Below are 16,121 nucleotides of genomic sequence, written 5' to 3'. Positions count from 1 at the left end.
GCCGAAAGTCCGATCATTCCATGCTCCGGATAGGTCATTGCTGAAAGCGTCATGCGGCGATCCCGGCCATCATCAGGCCCAGCGTCTGTTCGCCCGCCTCGCCCGACTTTTCGCCGACGATTCTGCCCGCGAACATCACCAGGATGCGGTCGGAGAGCGAACGGATCTCGTCCAGCTCCACCGAGACCAGCAGTACCGCCTTGCCGGCGTCGCGCATCTCGATGATCCGCTTGTGGATGAATTCGATGGCGCCGATATCAACGCCGCGGGTCGGCTGACCGATGAGCAGCATTTTCGGATCGCGCTCGATTTCGCGCGCCACGACGATCTTCTGCTGGTTGCCGCCGGAAAAATTGGCGGTGCGCAGCCGCGGGTTCGGCGGGCGGATGTCATATTTGCCGATCTTCTCCTCGGCATCCTTCCGCATCGCATCGAGATCCAGGAACGGGCCGCGGCCGTATCTGGGATCGCGGTGATAACCGAGGATCGAGTTTTCGTATTCCTCGAACTTCAGGACCAGACCCATATGGTGGCGGTCTTCCGGGATATGCGCGAGGCCGAGATCGCGCAGGCCTGCCGGGTCGACACCGGCGACGGGCTTGCCATCGATGAAGATCTCGCCGGACGACGGCTTGCGGATGCCGGCGATGGCTTCGAGCAGTTCCGACTGGCCGTTGCCGGCGACGCCCGCTATGCCGACGATTTCGCCCGCGCGCACGTCGAAGGAGACGTCGTCGACCATGGTGACGCCACGACTGTCCTTGACCGTCAGGTTCCTGACCGACATCAGGACCCCTCCCGGATGGGCGGCTCCCTTTTCGACACGCAGCAGGACGCGGCGGCCGACCATCAGTTCGGCAAGTTCTTCGACGGTCGTTTCCGCGGTCTTGCGGGTCGCGACCATTTCGCCGCGGCGCATGACGGAAACCGTATCGGTGATCGCCATGATCTCGCGCAGCTTGTGGGTGATGAGGATGATCGTCTTGCCCTGATCGCGCAGCACCCGCAGGACCTTGAACAGATGATCGGCCTCAGGCGGCGTCAGCACCCCGGTCGGCTCATCGAGGATGAGGATGTCAGCGCCGCGATAGAGCGCCTTCAAAATTTCGACGCGCTGCTGGCTGCCGACCGGCAGTTCCTCGATGACCGCATCCGGATCGACCTCGAGGCCGTAATCGTCCTCCAGCCGCTTCAGCTCCTTGCGGGCGCTCGCAACGCCCTTGGCGAGAAGCTGGCCGCCTTCGGCGCCGAGCATGACGTTTTCAAGCACCGTGAAATTCTCGACCAGCATGAAGTGCTGATGCACCATGCCGATGCCCGCCGCGATCGCCGCCTGGCTATCCCGGATCGTCATCGGCTTTCCCGAAATGCGGATCTCGCCGTGGTCGGCCTGGTAGAAGCCGTAGAGGATGGACATCAGGGTCGACTTGCCGGCGCCGTTTTCCCCGATGATGCCGTGGATCGAGCCTTTGGCGACTGTCAGATTGATGTTCTTGTTCGCGTGTACCGTACCGAACTTCTTGTCGATGCCGACAAGCTCGATCGCGGGCTCCTTCGGAGAATCGAAGCTCAATGGTCCGCCCTTCCGCCTGATATGCAAAAAGGGCGCATGGCGATTATCGTCGCCCTGCGCCCCTCAAAACCGGCCTTACTTGTTGCAGGCCTTATCCGACATGTAGTCGTGCACCTTGATGGTGCCGGCGATGATGTCGGCCTTGGCCTTTTCAACGGCGGCCTTCATTTCGGGCGTAATCAGCGCCTTGTTGTTGTCGTCAAGCGCGTAGGCAACGCCGTCTTCCTTGACGCCGAGAGCCTGGATGCCAGCCGTGAACTTGTCTTCCTTGGTGTCCTTGAAGGCATTGTAGACGGCGAGATCGACGCGCTTGACCATGGAAGTCAGAACCGAACCCGGATGCAGGTGGTTCTGGTTGGAGTCGACGCCGATCGACAGCTTCTTGTTGTCGGCAGCGGTCTGCAGCACGCCGAGACCGGTCGCACCGGCAGCCGCGTAAACGACGTCGGCGCCCTGGTCGATCTGGTTCTTGGTAAGCTCGCCGCCACGAACCGGATCGTTCCAGGCAGCACCGGTCGTGCCGGTCATGTTCTGGAAGACCTGCGCATCGGGCTTGGCCGCCTTGACGCCCTGGACATAACCGCAGCCGAACTTGCGGATCAGCGGGATATCCATGCCGCCGACGAAGCCGACCTTGCCGGTCTTCGACGCCATGCCGGCGAGAAGGCCGACGAGGTAGGAACCTTCTTCCTCCTTATAGAGGACCGAACGGACGTTCTTCAGGTTGACGACGGAGTCGACGATCGCGAACTTGGTGTCCGGGAATTCGGCCGCGACCTTCTCCATGGCCGAGGTCCAGGCGAACGATACGGCGACCACCGGATTGAAGCCGCGGCTGGCGAAGTTGCGGATGGCCTGCTCGCCCTGAGTGTCGCTGGTCGGTTCGAAATCCCGGAAGTCGATCCCCGTTTCCTTCTTGAACCTTTCGGCGCCGACGGAAGCGGCTTCGTTGAAGGATTTGTCGAACTTGCCGCCCGTGCCGTAGACCAGCGCCGGCTTGATATCCGCGGCGAGCGCGGTTGCCGACATGGCCGCCATGGCAATGAGGCTTAAAAGGGTTTTCTTCATCGTGCAGCCCTGTTTTTTAGCTGTTAGGTCCTCCCGCAATCCCCGTTCCCCGGTGATGTCTGCGGCCACCTGCCCTTTTTCTTCAAGGGTCTGGCTTCGGTCACTCTTGCACGGGTTTCGGAAAAATTCACGAGATTTTTTTCAACTGGTAAAAAACAGCGAAGCTGCTGAAAACTTCGACAATGCTGTCGAAAACTGCTCAAATGGAAGGTTTCGAGACTTAGTTCTGCCCATTCGTCGAGCGAGGCCGGAGGCATCTGTATCATGCAACCCATGACGGCATCCAACTCCGCTTACAACACTACCCCCAGCAGTTCTTGGGAGCCGGCAGGATCAGCTTGGGCTTCAGGCGGAAAACCGCCCGGCAAACTGTGGCCGGCTGTATCCGGCCATCCAAAAGATCAACGCAATCCCCAGGAACACCGCGAATGCCGGCTGCGCCAGCACCGGGGCCACGAAAGGCCGCCAGATGTCCTGGCCGAGATAGGTGGTCGCGGTGATCTCGGTGAGCGCCAGGCTTTCCGGATCGAGATTGAGCCAAGCATTGCCAAGGCTGGTCAGCACCACCGAGGAGGCGGACACGGACTGGATCGCATCCAGCGTGCCGGCCACGATCGCGGCAACCAGAGCAAGCCCGCTGAGCAGATGGAAAACGAACCGTATGACTGCCATGGCGAACAAGCCCGCATCGTTGATCACGGCCGCGCCGCCTGCCGCGCGACGGCGTTTATGGCAGAAGAAATAGTCCGGGGCCCAAGGCTTGGCAACGCGGTCGACGGAGTTTTCCCGCCCACTGTCAAAAAACGTTCAGATTCGGGTTGATCCCGGGGAATTGATCGGTATATATCGCGGCCGTTCCAACGTTTTGCTTCTCAGACGACGCAAAGCAACCAAGGACAGGTGGCCGAGTGGTTTAAGGCGCACGCCTGGAACGCGTGTGTGCGTGAAAGCGTACCGTGGGTTCGAATCCCACCTTGTCCGCCATTGGCTTTTTTAAGCTGTTTCATGTTTTGTCGGCCGCGAGGTGACGCCTCGATCGGCACGCTGCGGCGAAGTATCGTGTTTTGCGGCCATCGCCGTCGTTCGCTGCAACGCCCGGCGATTTCCGGCATGGGTCTGATCAACGACGCGGTTGGCTGCGGCTCCGCGCTCCTGCGGCATAACCGAGAAGCGGTTTCGTTCCGGCCGGCATCGGTTGTATGTTCGCAGCCGCATTTTCCGCCCGGGAGATAAAGCCGCCAGTCTCTGAAGAAGAGTATGGCGGCGCTATGAAATTGACAAATATCAAGCCCTTTCAAATGGATGATAGGATCAGCCAAAGCGGCCGCCGGATTGGCCTTACTCTTCTCATTTGTCAATTTTTCAATAATAAGTTGAGTTAGAAATTCGTTATACAAAGATTTTACTCTTTTTGGTTACGTTTGGTCCAGACGACAACCAGATGATTTCGGCTGCGAATTCATCCGGTCTTCGAGCGCTAAATCAGCTTCTGGATAATCCAATCATGCGCCGTTCGCTTCTCTGCATAACCCTCTTCTCAGTCGTGTCATTTCAAGGCGCGGCTGCTGGCAATCTCGCCGATTTCAAGCGACCTCTCGCAATTCCCTTCGACAAGGTGACGCCATATTCGTTGCAGTTGGCGACACTGGGGAAGATGTTGTTTTTCGATCCGCGCCTGTCGGGCGCGAAGAACATGAACTGCGCCAGCTGTCACAATCCCTCCTTTGGATTCGAAGTGCCGGTCAAGACGCCGGTGGGTGCGGCCAATACGCATCTGGCCCGCCAGTCGCCAACTATTCTGAACGTGGCGTGGACCACCCCCTTGTTCTGGGACGGCCGCGCGCCAACGCTGGAAGCGCAAGCCGCAGGACCGATCACGGCACCGGCGGAGATGAACGGCAAGCTCGACCAGATCGTCGCCGATCTGCGAGCCATTCCCGACTACAACAGTTGGTTCAAACAGATATTTCCGGACAAAGGCGCCACGAACGAGACGCTGCTGACGGCGATCGCAACCTATGAACGTACCGTTGTTTCCGCCTGGTCGCCGTTTGACCGCTGGGTGGACGGTGACGAAACCGCAGTCTCAGACAGCGCCAAGCGAGGCTTCGAACTGTTTACCGGCAAAGCAAACTGCGCCGTTTGTCACACCGGCTGGAATTTCACCGACAACAAGTTTCACGATACGGGCCTGCCGACAGACGACATAGGGCGCGCCAAATTCGAACCGAATAATCCCAAAGCGTTATATGCCTTCAAGACGCCGAGCCTGCGCAACACTCTCTATCGCGGTCCCTATATGCACGACGGCAGTCTGGCGACCATGGAGGACGTGATTGCTCACTATGAGAGCGGTGGGGTCAAAAGCGCGTCGCGCTCGGATAGCATTTCCCCAATTTTCATCACCGATCACGAGCGGGAAGAGTTGATCGCTTTCCTGAAGACCTTGACCCCTGAACAGCAGGATTTGCTCCTGCCGACATTACCCAACTGAGTAGCACGCCATGGCACTGTCAGTCCGATTCCAAATCCTTCTACCCCTCGTCGTCTCCATCCTCGCGGGCCTCGGCGCTGCCGCTCTCGTTGGTTCCCAGGCGATCGATGGCCAGACGCATATCGAGCGCGTCGTGCAGGACGCGATTGCCGCCAAGACGCTGGCTGCAAGGACCGCAACACAATTCGAGAATGTGTCGGGCGTGGTCACAAACCTCCTGGCGATGACGACATTCGTTTCGGTCGAAGAAGTCAAGAAACGGTTTGACGCGACCAATGGCGCTCTGGAGACGACGCTTGCCGAGTTTAGCCGCAACTCGCTGTCGCCCGCAGTCTCCGGGAACGTCAAGAACCTCGGTGATCTGCATGTTGTGTGGCGCAGCAATGTACGTATTCTGCTCGGACTCGATCCGGCAACCGCAATTCCGACAGCCGAGCAGCTTATGCGCTCGCGCACGGCCATCCTCGCGAAGATCCTCGACATCAACACGCTCGTGGACAAGACGGCATCCGACTCGGTTGTCTCCGCGGGAAACGCGCTTGAGACAGAAATTCGCAGTGAACTGACGACCGCCGCCGCACTCGCGCTCGTCGGCGTCATCATTCTGCTGGTTGTCGCCCAGCGAATTGCCGGTCCGATCGTGCGGATCACCGCATCGATGAAGTTGCTTGCAGGCGGCAACGTCGAGGTTGTCGTACCGAAGCGTCGGGGCGCCAAGGAAATTCGCGCCATGATCGATGCCCTGGCCGTGTTCCGTGAAAATGCGCGCATGCGCGATACGTTGGAGCAGGAAGCGCGAACCCAGACCGCCAGTCTCGCCCATGTCTCGGCGGAAGCCCGGCTGCTGCAGAGCCAGGTGCGCGGCGTGGTCAACAGGGCCGCCGAGGGCGATTTCTCCGGTCGCGTTAGCGGACCGTTCGAGCGTCCCGAACATCATGAGCTTGCCCAGAGCCTCAATACGGTCATATCGAGCTTCGAAGGCGGGCTCAACGAAACCAGCCGCGTTCTGGATGCACTTGCGAATGCCGATCTGACGATCCGGTTCGAAGGTGTCCACAAAGGCGCATTTGCCGAACTGCAGAACAATGCGAACGCCGTGACGACCCGCCTCTCGGAGGTCGTGTCGCGACTGGCTGCTGCTTGCGCCTCCGTTTCGGCATCCAGCGACGAAATTCTGCGCGGGACGACCGAACTGAACGGGCGGTCTACGCGTCAGTCGTCGATGCTTCAGAACACGGCCGTCACGACAAACGCCGTTGCCGAAACCGTCGGCCAGAACTCGAAGCGGGCGGGCGAGGCCACCAGCGTGATTTCGGATACCAGCCAGATGGCTGAAAACGGCAGCCAGGTCATGAGCGGCGCGGAAAACGCCATGGCGCAGATCACCGTCTCCTCCGGCAAGATTTCCGAGATCATCGGCGTCATCGAGGATGTCGCTTTCCAGACGAACCTGCTGGCGCTCAATGCAGGGGTGGAAGCCGCACGTGCAGGCGAAAGTGGCAGAGGGTTTGCGGTCGTCGCTACCGAGGTGCGCTCTCTCGCCCAGTCGACGGCCAATGCTTCGAACGAGGTGAAGGCGCTCATTCAGAAAAGCCAGGCGGAGGTGAAGGCAGGTGCCGAACTGGTCCGCAAGGCGAGCGAGCAATTTTCCCAGATCGTCTCATCCATCGCATTCGTCTCTTCGCTTTCCAGCCAGATAACCAGCGAGAGCAACAATCAAAGTGCCAACCTTCGGCAGTTGTCGAGCGCCATGAAAGATCTCGATGAGCTCAATGCCCATAGCAACCGGCTGGTCGGCGATCTTTCGGCCTCCACCGAGAGGACAAGCCGGGAAATGGAGGCACTGGCCGAGATCGTCAATCTGTTCCGCATCGACAAGCGAGGGCAACCCCGCGCCAGATCCAATCAGGCTGCCTGAAGCGTTTGCTGCGGGCGAGATAGGCATTTGGGGACATGAACGCAGCTGTCAGCGTTTGTTCATTTTCCGCAGTCTACCTTCATAGAAACCGCCAATCCAGCGGCCAATCTGAAGGAGGAGAAGATGAAAAAGTTCATTGCCGCCTGCATCATCGGGCTTGGATGCCTCACCACGACTGCGGCCCCCACCCTCGCTGATAGTTTCAGCATAACGATTGGCGATCGGGGCTACCGGCCGTCCGGACACTATTATCGGCCGGGTTACCATCGCTACCACCGCCCCTACTACCGCCAGTATTCCAGGCACCATTACCGGCCCTACTGCAGGGTCCGGAGCGTCCAGTACCGCCATCACGGGCGCTGGGTCACCAGGACCACACGCGTCTGCCGGTAAATCGATTTCGACGACCAGACCTCGGCATGGCTGACGGGGTCGTTTGGACCGCGGCACGCGCTTCGCATTATTGCGAGGTCGAAAAACTGACTTGCTGCCAACGATGCAGCTTCGGATCGAAAGCGACCACGAGTTGGAAATCCTTGCGGTCCAGGCCTTTGTCGGTGTTGATATCGGCATAACCGCCAATCGCGAACCGGCAATCGGCGATCCAGCGGAAATCGCTCCAGGCGACATCGACCACATCCGGACGTTCTTCAACGAGCTGGCGGGATTTCTCGAATGCGAGGCTTCCCGGGCAGGTTTCGTCTTCGGTCGGCTCGCCCATGGCCATAAGAAGTGCCAGGCCGGCGATCGGCACGACGAAGGCGACGCTCTTTACGACATTCGCTCCCATGACGGCTCTCCCAAGCTTCGAACCCGAAGCAGCCGAACCCAAGAACAGTGCCTCACCATCTGGAACAAGGCCTGATCGTGCTGCAAATGATAGCATCAATTCGGCTGGCCCGCCAAGCTTTGCGGAAAGGGTTATGGCGCTACACCGCCGATTTGGGGTATTGCCAATTTCGACTTTATTTTCATAGGAAATGAACTAGGACGATCATGCTTGGAGTCTCCTTGATGGATATCGCATGAAATTCGGAACAAGCGGCCTTCGGGGCCTCGTGAGTGATCTGGAGGGCCGAGCTTCATCCCTCTACACCCAGGCCTTTGCCCGGCATCTCCTGGAAACGGGCGCTGCCCGGCCCGGTGACGCAGTTCTGGTCGGCCGCGATTTTCGTCCGTCGAGCCCCGACATTGCCGCCACCTGCATCGCCGCACTCAGCCAAGCCGGCCTTTCGCCCATAGACGGCGGCGCCATCCCGACGCCGGCGCTGGCGCTCTACGGACTTCAGCTCAAGGCCGCATCGCTGATGATCACCGGCTCGCACATCCCCGCGGACCGCAACGGCATCAAGTTCTACCGGCCCGACGGCGAGATCGACAAACAGGACGAAATGCGGATCACGGCGATCGCCGCCGAACTGGACAGGAGCGAGATCGACGCGACGCGTAGCGAAGCGCCTGATCATTCCGTGCAAGTCGAGACGTTGTTCCTTGCCCGCAATGCGGCAATGTTGCCGCAAGGCGCGCTCGCCGGCCTCAAGGTCGGCGTCTATCAGCATTCGACGGTTGCCCGCGATCTTATGGTCCGGGTTCTTGAAGGTTATGGCGCACACGTGGTGCCGCTCGGCCGTTCGGAAGATTTCATTCCGGTCGACACGGAAGCAGTCTCGGCCGAGACGATCGCCCTCCTCAAGGGTTGGGCGCGCGAATACCGGCTTGACGCAATCGTCTCCGCCGATGGCGACGGCGACCGGCCGCTGGTTTCCGACGAAACGGGAGAACCGCTGCGCGGCGACCTTCTAGGCCTGATCGCGGCAAAGTTCCTGAAAGCGCAGGTCGTCGTAACGCCGGTCACCTCCAATTCGGGCATCGAGGCGGCCGGGGATTTCGAAGTGGTCCGCACCAAGGTCGGATCGCCTTTCGTGATCGCCGGCATGCTCGCGGCAGTCGAAGCCGGCAAGACGGGCGTCATGGGTTTCGAGGCGAATGGCGGACTTCTGACCGCCTCGCCTTTCGAAACCGGCACGGGCACGCTCTCGCCACTTCCCACCCGCGACAGTTTTCTGCCGGTGCTGGCGACGCTTGTGCTGGCTGCGCACGAGAAGAAGCCGCTGTCGCAAATCGCCGCCGGTTTCCGCTTGCCGTTTGCGGCGGCCGATCGGCTGGAGAATTTTCCCGTGGAGACCAGCGCCGCGCTGATGTCCTATCTCAGGCAATCCGACGACAATCTTGCAGCCTTTCTCGCGCCGATTTCGACAGTCGCTGCCAAAAGCGATATCGATGGCCTGCGGGTGACGCTTGAGGATCGGCGGATCGTGCATTTCCGGCCATCGGGCAACGCACCGGAAATGCGCTGTTACGTCGAGGCCGGGACGGAAGACGAGGCGAAGGCCCTGTTGCCTGAGGGGCTGAACCTCATCCGGGCCTGGGCCGCAAAGCTTGAACGATAATTGGACGAGAACTGCCGGAGATATTGGAATGAATAGCAAGATCATCCCCGTCATCATGGCCGGCGGCAAGGGCACGCGGCTCTGGCCGCTGTCTCGCGCAAGCGCGCCAAAACAGTTCATCCAGTTCATCGGCGACAAGACGCTGTTCCAGGCGACGCTGTCGCGCGTTTCGGACCCGAAGCTTTATGAGGCTCCGGTCGTCATCACCAACGAGGATTTCCGGTTCCTGGTGGCCGAACAGGCCCGCGAGCTCGGCATCAAGCTCTCCGGCATCCTGCTCGAACCCGTGGCCCGCAATACGGCCCCGGCCGTGGCCGCCGCTGCCGCCTTCGTCGAAGGTCGATTCGGCGAGGACGCCATCCTGCAGGTGCTTGCCTCGGATCATGAGATCACCGCCGATGCCGGTTATTTCGATGCGATCCGCATCGCCAGAGAGACGGCTCTCTCCGGCAAGCTCGTCACGTTCGGCATTGCTCCGACGGAACCCGCCACCGGTTACGGTTATATCGAGATCGGCGAGGCGCTGCCTTCAGGCGCCTGCACGGTCAAACGTTTCGTCGAAAAGCCGGTGCTGGCCGAGGCCGAGAAGATGCTATCGACCGGTGGCTTTGTCTGGAACTCTGGTATCTTCATGTTCAAGGCCGGGCAGGTGCTGAGTGAACTTTCCGCCTTCGCGCCCGAGGTCGAGGCGGCCGCGCGAGCCGCACTTGCCAAGGCTTCGAGCGACCTCGACTTCACCCGCCTCGACGCGCAGGAATTTGCCGCGAGCCCGGATATCTCCGTCGACTACGCCCTGATGGAGAAGACCTCCAACGCGGCGGTCGTGCCCTCGTCGTTCACCTGGTCCGATCTCGGAAGCTGGGACGCCGTCTGGAAGCTCGGAGCCCGTGACGAGGCCGGCAACGTCGCTTCCGGCAAAACGACCCTGATCAACACGAAGAACTCGCTGGTGATGTCTCGCACCAGCCATCTTGCCGTTCAGGGCCTGGATGGCGTCGCCGTCATCGCCAGCGAGGACGCCGTCTATATCGGCCGGCTGGAAGACAGCCAGGATGTCGGCAAGATCGTCAAGCAGCTCGCCGCAACCAAGGCGACCGCGGCGCTGACCGAAACCCATCCGACCTCCTATCGGCCCTGGGGCGGCTATACGTCGGTGCTCAACGGCGACCGCTTCCAGGTGAAGCGGCTGTTCGTGACACCCGGCAAGAAGCTCTCGCTGCAGAAACATCACCACCGCTCGGAACACTGGATCTGCGTCAAGGGTACCGCGGAAGTGACAATCGGCGAGGAAACCCGGATCGTGCGGGAAAACGAGTCGGTCTATATCCCGCAGGGCGAGGTGCATCGGCTTGCCAATCCCGGCAAGATCATGCTCGAGATGATCGAGGTGCAGACCGGATCCTATTTCGGCGAGGACGACATCATCCGCATCGTCGACGAGTTCGGACGCGGCTGAGGAGGCTCGGCGAATATCGGCTCAGTCGATCTCGTGGCGATGGTCGAGGTACCATTGCACGAAGGCCTTGACGCCTTCCTCCAGGCCGATCTCCGGCTTGCGGCCGGTCAGCGCCACGAGAAGATCGGGGCTGGCAAAGGTTCTCGGCACGTCGCCCTTCTGCATCGGCAGCATCTTGCGCTTGGCCGGTTTTCCCATGATCCGTTCGATGGTTTCGACGAAGTCGATGAGGCCCGAGGGCTGGCCGCCGCCGATATTGACGACGCGGAACGGTGCCTGATGAGAGAGCGTATCGATGCCCTCGACGCGATTATCCTCGCCCGGATAGACCTTGGACAGGTCGATGATCGAATTCACCAGGTCGTCGATATAGGTGAAGTCGCGGCTCATCTTGCCTTCGCCGTAGATCTCGATCTCGCGATCCTCGATCATCGCCTTGACGAACTTGAAGAGCGCCATGTCCGGCCGGCCCCAGGGGCCGTAGACCGTGAAGAAGCGGAAGCCGGTGATCGGCAGCTTGTAGAGATGCGCGTAGCTGTGCGCCATCAGCTCCGTGGCCTTCTTGGTCGCCGCATAGAAGGTCAGGGGTTCGTCGGCCCGATCGGTTTCCCGGAAAGGAATATCCGGGTTGGCGCCGTAGACCGACGATGTCGAGGCGAGCATCAGATGACCGACGCCGTAATTGCGGGCGATCTCCAGGATGTTCCAGGAACCGACGAGATTGGAATCGAGGTAAGCCTTGGGGTTTTCGAGGCTGTAACGCACGCCGGCCTGGGCGGCGAGGTGGATGAGGACATCCGGCTTGAAATCCTCGACGGATTTGTCGAGCAGCGACTTGTCTTCCAGCATGCCGATCACGGGGCGGAAGGCAGGGAATTGAGCGAGCCCGGCATTGCGGGCTTCCTTGAGGCGCAGGCTGTAATAGGGCGTCATCCCGTCGAAGCCGAGAACCTCGTGGCCATCCTCCAAAAGGCGTCGCGCCAAGTGGAAACCAATGAAGCCTGCCGTTCCGGTGATGAAATAACGCATGTATGACCCGCTGTCGCTCTGCGGCCGATCCCATAGCGCGGATATTCCGCCCTGTCATCCGAGTGGCAGGAAGTTATTTTATCGGCGGGATCGCGCTGGCCCTCAGTGAAAGAGCCGCAGCCGCGCCGGCGGCACGCCCGGCCGGCCATTCTTGCGATCGACGGCGAACTGGATGAGGTCCATCGAGGCTTGGTCGGTCAGCGGTTTTGCCATTACGCCAAGGACCCCGGAGACACCCGCCGCCACCAGCCCCGGATTGCCGGTGATCATGATCACCACAATGCCGCATTCCGCCAGTGTCTTGGCGATCTCCGGGCCGGTCTCGCCATCCGCAAGCCGCACGTCCACGAAGGCGATATCCGTGTCACGGGTATAATTCAGCGCCACGGTCATGTCGGGGGCTATTCCGACGACGTCATGACCGCTTCGATGAATGGCGTCCTCGATATCCATCGCGACCAGCAGACTGTCTTCGACGATCAGGAAACGATATTCCAAGGGCAGATCCTCCCAGACTGAAGGACGCAAATAGACTCCGATCGCTGCTTGGCAATAGGAGCAGGGCCCGATATCGATTTTTTGATCTAGCTCCCCCTGGCGTCGAGCCGCAGAACGGGGCGCTCGGTGATTGATTTGCCGGCACAGAAGTGGTGAGGGCCGCGTTGCCGGCTCAGGTTCGGCAAGCGGAACATGGCAACATCTCTCGAACACCTCCTCGCTCAAGATTTCAGACACTTACGAAAGGTGACCGGTAGACAGGAACCACTCAAAAACTGGTGGGTTAGCTCTTCGGAAGTCCAATGAAAAGGAGAAGACCCATGAAGAAGATCATTCTGGCGTCCTGCGCTATTCTTGCCGCTTCCTTCGCAACCCAGGCCGGCGCACAGCAAGGCACCGTCAACGGCGCTGCCGGCGGAGCTGTCACCGGCGCAATCGTCGGTGGCCCTGTGGGCGCAGCGGTCGGCGGTGTCGTCGGCGCCGTGGCCGGTACCGCGCTCGATCCGCCGCCGCGCGAAGTCGTTACCTATGTCGAGGAACAGCCTGCTCCGACCGCATCCGTGACGGTCGAACAACCGATCGTTGTCGGCAAGCCGATCCCGCAGAGCGTCGTTGTGACCCCGGTGCCCAGCAATCCACGATATGCCTATACGGTAGTCAACAACCAGCGCGTAATCGTCGATCCGCAGACCCATACAGTGGTTCAGGTCCTCCGATAGGCCAGGCATTAGCGGCTTCAGCCAACCGACAAACGCAGGCTCCGTCGACTTCCGGCGGGGCCTGTTGTCATTTCAGCGTTTCAATCAGACGAGGACGACCTGATCGACGCGGTCTTCCTGACCGAAGAATTTCAGGTAACGCTCCACCTCGGCCGGGTCTCCGGTCGCCTTGCGCGGATTGTCGGAAAGTTTCACCGCCGGACGGCCATTCGCCTCGCTTACCTTGCAGACGATGGAGATCGGCATCAGGCCGGCAATCTCGTGGGGTGCGCAGCCGGCGAAATCGTTGGTCAGGTTGGTGCCCCAGCCGAAACTCATGCGCACGCGGCCTTCGAAATGCCGGTAGGTGTCGATGATCGCATCGACGTCCAGCCCGTCGGAGAAGATCAGCAGCTTTTCCCTGGGGTTGCGGCCCATCTTCTTCCACCAGGCAATGATCTTTTCCCCGCCCTCGATCGGCGGAGCGCTGTCGGGGCGGAACCCGGTCCAGTCGGCCACCCAATCCGGCGCATCGCGCAGGAACGCCGCCGTGCCGAAGGAATCCGGCAACACGATCAGCAGGTTGCCGCCATAGAGCCGGTTCCAGTCCTTCAGGACCTGGTAAGGGGAGGCGCGCAGCTGCTCGTCGGTTTCTGCGAGTGCCGCAGCCACCATCGGCAGCTCGTGCGCATTGGTCCCCACCGCTTCGAGATCGGAGTCCATCGCCAGCAAGACGTTGCTGGTGCCGGTAAACGCCGGGCCGATACCTTCCTTGAGCGCTTCGACACACCAGCGCTGCCAGAGGAAACTGTGACGACGGCGCGTACCGAAATCGGAGATGCGCAGGCCCGGCAATGCCTGCAGCCGCTCGACCTTTTCCCACATCTTGGCCTTGGCCCGCGCATAAAGCACATCGAGCGTGAAGAAACCGAGCGAGCGCATCGCGGAACGGGAGCGCAACTCGTTGATGATCGCGAGTGCGGGGATTTCCCAGAGCGTCGTTTCCATCCATTTGCCGTGGAAAGTCAGTTCGTACTGGCCGTCACGCTTCGAAAGTTCGTATTCCGGCAGCTTGTAGGTCGACAGCCAGTTCAAAAATTCCGGCTCGAAGATCTGCTTGCGGCCATAAAACGTGTTACCCGCGAGCCAGATCATCTCCTTCTTCGACAGACCCACCGTGCGGGCATGGTCGAGTTGTTCGCGCAGCGCGCCTTCGTCGATCTCCTGCGCCAGCTTGACGCTGGTCGTACGGTTGATCAGCGAAAAGGTGGCGTCCACATCCGGATAGAGCTTCCAGATCATCTGCAGCATCAGGAGCTTGTAGAAATCCGTGTCGATCAGACTGCGGATGATCGGGTCGAGTTTCCAGGTGTGGTTATAAACCCTGCTCGCGATATCGGTCTTGGTCATGCCTGCCCCTGCCCCGGCCGTTCCGGGCCGGCTCCGCCGATTTCGATGCATATGGAGGCAACGGCTGATCAACCTCCGGGCATTTTTATCGAAAAAAATGCAGAGTAAGTCCAGACGCAATTCGGCCGCGAGGGATCGCGGCCAAAAAAATCAAGGATGATGCCCCGTCAGTTGCCGGACTGCGATGCCGGCGGCGTGGCAGCTGGCGGAGTAGAAGGATTGGCGGTCGGCGGCGCATTCGGATTAGCCGGCGTCGTGCTGCCAGCCGGCGGGGTGGCCGTCCGGTCGGCAGGCGGTGCGGTGCTTTCGCCCCACCATTCGGCGCCGGCCCAGGCGACCATTGCCAGAATAAGGCCGGCAATCAACATCTTCAGCACCGGCGCACCCCAGCTTCCCTGACGCGCTTCCGTGGCGGTTTCCACCACCGGCGGCGAACCGGCCCGATCCGGACGACGGGTATCGGCTTCCTGGGGATCGAAACGGGTGTTCATGATTTCGCTCCTTATTCGGCCGGAATGCCCGGCTCATGCACAAGAAACGGCCCGCAGCGACGAATGTTCCGGATGGGAACGGCTCAGTAGCCCGCCCGGCGGTCCACCACATGCTGCAAAGGTTCACCAGCCTCATAGCGTTCCATCTGGGTCTCCGCATTGCGGAACAGCGCCCGTACATCGGACGCGGAAGCCGCGTGCGGCGTGATGATGACATTGTCCATCGCCCAGAGCCGGCTATCTGCACCGAGCGGTTCTTTCTCGAATACATCCAGCGACGCGCCGCCGAGAATGCCGCTGTCGAGCGCGGCAACAAGATCGCCCTCCACCTGACTGCCGCCGCGTCCGGCATTGATGAATACCGGTTTGCCCAGGGCGCCGCCCTGGCGAAGCTTTGTAAACAGCGAGGCATTGAAGATGCCGCGCGTCTCCGGCGTCAGCGGCAGAAGACCGACCAGAATATCGGTGCGGGCAAGGAAAACATCGAGCTCGCCGCCGTCAAAGGTCTCGACGCCCTCGGTCGTCTTTTTGCTGCGCGACCAGCCAACGACATCGAAGCCCATGATCTTCAGCTTTCGGACCGAATCCAGGCCGAGTACGCCAAGGCCCATGACGCCGACGGTCAGGTCCTTCGCCTCCGGCTGCGAGAGTTCGCGCCACTGGCGTTCGCGCTGCTGCCCGAGATAGGCCGGCACCTGCCGGAGGTGGCTCAAGGCCTGCAGCACGACCCATTCGCTCATCCGCGTCGTCAGGCTCTCGTCGACGAAACGGACGATCGGGACGTCAGGCAGGCCGGGCATGGTGAGGATATAGTCAACCCCGGCGCCGCCGGAAAACAGCACCTCCAGCTTCGGTGCCCGCTGGAATAGGTCCGGGTCCGGTTTCCAGATCACCGCATAGCGCGCCTCGGAAATATCCACGCCGGGATTGGAGGCGTGCAGCACGGTGCGACCGGCAAAGGCGTTGGCGAGTGCTAAATCGATCTCGCGGCGTTCGAACTTGAGATCGACGACGACCGGATGTCTGGCGGGCATGG

At 60.8% G+C, this 16,121-nt stretch carries 15 protein-coding genes and 1 tRNA gene; 7 read left to right on the top strand and 9 right to left on the bottom strand.

Annotated elements, in window-relative coordinates:
* Positions 1-49: 49 nt before the first annotated feature.
* From ACZ9IU_RS01415 to ACZ9IU_RS01405, 3 genes are all read right to left on the bottom strand, one after another.
* On the bottom strand, positions 50-1,573 hold the full coding sequence (locus ACZ9IU_RS01415; RefSeq protein ID WP_038548135.1) for an ABC transporter ATP-binding protein: 1,524 nt from the start codon (positions 1,571-1,573) through the stop codon (positions 50-52).
* A 75-nt stretch (positions 1,574-1,648) separates the two neighbouring features.
* The gene (locus ACZ9IU_RS01410; RefSeq protein WP_038548132.1) at positions 1,649-2,641 is read right to left on the bottom strand and encodes a BMP family lipoprotein; all 993 of its coding nucleotides are present in this window, start codon (positions 2,639-2,641) and stop codon (positions 1,649-1,651) included.
* A gap of 345 nt (positions 2,642-2,986) precedes the next feature.
* A complete protein-coding gene (locus ACZ9IU_RS01405) occupies positions 2,987-3,313 on the bottom strand; it encodes a hypothetical protein (protein WP_051900233.1) in 327 nt (108 codons plus the stop codon).
* 222 nt (positions 3,314-3,535) lie between these two features.
* Between ACZ9IU_RS01405 and ACZ9IU_RS01400 the strand changes: the two genes are divergently transcribed.
* From ACZ9IU_RS01400 to ACZ9IU_RS01385, 4 genes are all read left to right on the top strand, one after another.
* Positions 3,536-3,625 (top strand) — tRNA-Ser (locus ACZ9IU_RS01400).
* Between the two features lie 520 nt (positions 3,626-4,145).
* A complete protein-coding gene (locus ACZ9IU_RS01395; protein WP_038548125.1) occupies positions 4,146-5,135 on the top strand; it encodes a cytochrome-c peroxidase in 990 nt (329 codons plus the stop codon).
* 10 nt (positions 5,136-5,145) lie between these two features.
* Positions 5,146-7,053, top strand: coding sequence for a methyl-accepting chemotaxis protein (locus ACZ9IU_RS01390; RefSeq protein WP_038548122.1), 1,908 nt, complete (start codon positions 5,146-5,148; stop codon positions 7,051-7,053).
* A 123-nt stretch (positions 7,054-7,176) separates the two neighbouring features.
* The gene (locus ACZ9IU_RS01385; protein WP_151045787.1) at positions 7,177-7,446 is read left to right on the top strand and encodes a hypothetical protein; all 270 of its coding nucleotides are present in this window, start codon (positions 7,177-7,179) and stop codon (positions 7,444-7,446) included.
* A gap of 67 nt (positions 7,447-7,513) precedes the next feature.
* Here the strand turns inward: ACZ9IU_RS01385 and ACZ9IU_RS01380 are convergent, their stop codons facing one another.
* On the bottom strand, positions 7,514-7,843 hold the full coding sequence (locus ACZ9IU_RS01380) for a hypothetical protein (protein ID WP_038548119.1): 330 nt from the start codon (positions 7,841-7,843) through the stop codon (positions 7,514-7,516).
* Positions 7,844-8,078: 235 nt separating this feature from the next.
* On the opposite strand from ACZ9IU_RS01380, the gene ACZ9IU_RS01375 reads away from it, so the two are divergent.
* Together ACZ9IU_RS01375 and ACZ9IU_RS01370 are read left to right on the top strand one after the other, a co-directional pair.
* The gene (locus ACZ9IU_RS01375; RefSeq protein WP_038548116.1) at positions 8,079-9,503 is read left to right on the top strand and encodes a phosphomannomutase; all 1,425 of its coding nucleotides are present in this window, start codon (positions 8,079-8,081) and stop codon (positions 9,501-9,503) included.
* Between the two features lie 28 nt (positions 9,504-9,531).
* Positions 9,532-10,959 carry a mannose-1-phosphate guanylyltransferase/mannose-6-phosphate isomerase gene (locus tag ACZ9IU_RS01370; RefSeq protein WP_038548113.1) on the top strand — a complete coding sequence of 476 codons (1,428 nt, stop codon included), beginning with the start codon at positions 9,532-9,534 and terminating at the stop codon, positions 10,957-10,959.
* A 21-nt stretch (positions 10,960-10,980) separates the two neighbouring features.
* Here the strand turns inward: ACZ9IU_RS01370 and ACZ9IU_RS01365 are convergent, their stop codons facing one another.
* Together ACZ9IU_RS01365 and ACZ9IU_RS01360 are read right to left on the bottom strand one after the other, a co-directional pair.
* Positions 10,981-11,988, bottom strand: a complete 1,008-nt coding sequence (locus tag ACZ9IU_RS01365) for an NAD-dependent epimerase/dehydratase family protein (protein ID WP_038548110.1) — start codon at positions 11,986-11,988, stop codon at positions 10,981-10,983.
* 102 nt (positions 11,989-12,090) lie between these two features.
* Entirely contained in the window at positions 12,091-12,486 is a 396-nt protein-coding gene (locus ACZ9IU_RS01360; RefSeq protein ID WP_038592299.1) for a response regulator, read from the bottom strand.
* A gap of 320 nt (positions 12,487-12,806) precedes the next feature.
* Here ACZ9IU_RS01360 and ACZ9IU_RS01355 point away from each other — a divergent pair, with 320 nt between their 5' ends.
* Entirely contained in the window at positions 12,807-13,205 is a 399-nt protein-coding gene (locus ACZ9IU_RS01355; protein ID WP_038548104.1) for a DUF1236 domain-containing protein, read from the top strand.
* Positions 13,206-13,289: 84 nt separating this feature from the next.
* Here the strand turns inward: ACZ9IU_RS01355 and pncB are convergent, their stop codons facing one another.
* The 3 genes from pncB to ACZ9IU_RS01340 all read right to left on the bottom strand — a co-directional run bounded on the left by pncB (position 13,290) and on the right by ACZ9IU_RS01340 (position 16,119).
* Entirely contained in the window at positions 13,290-14,594 is a 1,305-nt protein-coding gene (pncB, locus tag ACZ9IU_RS01350; protein ID WP_038548101.1) for a nicotinate phosphoribosyltransferase, read from the bottom strand.
* Positions 14,595-14,761: 167 nt separating this feature from the next.
* Complete coding sequence (locus ACZ9IU_RS01345) at positions 14,762-15,085, bottom strand: hypothetical protein (protein ID WP_051899984.1); 324 nt, start codon at positions 15,083-15,085, stop codon at positions 14,762-14,764.
* A gap of 83 nt (positions 15,086-15,168) precedes the next feature.
* Complete coding sequence (locus ACZ9IU_RS01340; RefSeq protein ID WP_038548098.1) at positions 15,169-16,119, bottom strand: 2-hydroxyacid dehydrogenase; 951 nt, start codon at positions 16,117-16,119, stop codon at positions 15,169-15,171.
* Positions 16,120-16,121 lie beyond the last annotated feature (2 nt).

This window comes from Mesorhizobium sp. USDA 4132, assembly GCF_056279545.1.
Note: the sequence above shows the minus strand (reverse complement) of the source record. Positions and strands in the feature narration are given on the sequence as shown.